Here is a 1,114-nt window from a genome sequence, read left to right as displayed (position 1 = left end):
GCTGAGGAAACCTTAGTCTTTCGGAGTGCGGGTTTCTCGCCCGCATTATCGTTACTTATGCCTACATTTTCTTTTGTAGCTACTCCAGCATGCCTCACAGCACACCTTCAACGCCACTACAATGCTCCCCTACCACTTATTAATAAGTCCATAGCTTCGGTAATATGTTTATGCCCGATTATTATCCATGCCGAACCGCTCGACTAGTGAGCTGTTACGCACTCTTTAAATGAATGGCTGCTTCCAAGCCAACATCCTAGCTGTCAAAGCAGTTCAACCTCGTTTTTTCAACTTAACATATATTTTGGGACCTTAGCTGATGGTCTGGGTTCTTTCCCTCTCGGACATGGACCTTAGCACCCATGCCCTCACTGCTGATTATCATTTTATAGCATTCGGAGTTTGTCAGGAATTGGTAGGCGGTGAAGCCCCCGCATCCAATCAGTAGCTCTACCTCTATAAAACTATAAATCAACGCTGCACCTAAATGCATTTCGGGGAGTACGAGCTATTTCCGAGTTTGATTGGCCTTTCACCCCTACCCACAGGTCATCCGAACACTTTTCAACGTATATCGGTTCGGGCCTCCACTGTATGTTACTACAGCTTCACCCTGCCCATGGGTAGATCACACGGTTTCGCGTCTACCACTACTAACTAAAGCGCCCTATTCAGACTCGCTTTCGCTACGGATCCGTGACTTAATCACTTAACCTTGCTAGCAACGGTAACTCGTAGGCTCATTATGCAAAAGGCACGCCGTCACCCCAAAGGGCTCCGACCGCTTGTAAGCGTATGGTTTCAGGATCTATTTCACTCCCTTATTCAGGGTTCTTTTCACCTTTCCCTCACGGTACTAGTTCACTATCGGTCTCTCAGGAGTATTTAGCCTTATCGGATGGTCCCGACTGATTCACACAGGATTACTCGTGTCCCGCACTACTCAGGATACCACTATATCCACATTCTTTACTTATACCGGGCTATCACCGTCTTTGGCTTGTCTTTCCAAACAATTCTAATTCATCATGCTTCTAATGTCGTGGTCCTACAACCCCAGCAATGCCGTAACATTACTGGTTTGGGCTAATCCAATTTCGCTTGCCGCTACTAT

At 46.7% G+C, this 1,114-nt stretch carries 1 rRNA gene; it reads right to left on the bottom strand.

Annotated elements, in window-relative coordinates:
* Positions 1–1,114, bottom strand: a 23S ribosomal RNA gene (locus tag AMD28_RS07720); the annotation flags it as partial.

This window comes from Lacinutrix himadriensis, assembly GCF_001418105.1.
Taxonomy (GTDB): domain Bacteria; phylum Bacteroidota; class Bacteroidia; order Flavobacteriales; family Flavobacteriaceae; genus Oceanihabitans; species Oceanihabitans himadriense.
The sequence above is the reverse complement of the archived record's forward strand: the minus strand, read 5'-3'. Positions and strand labels throughout refer to the sequence as shown.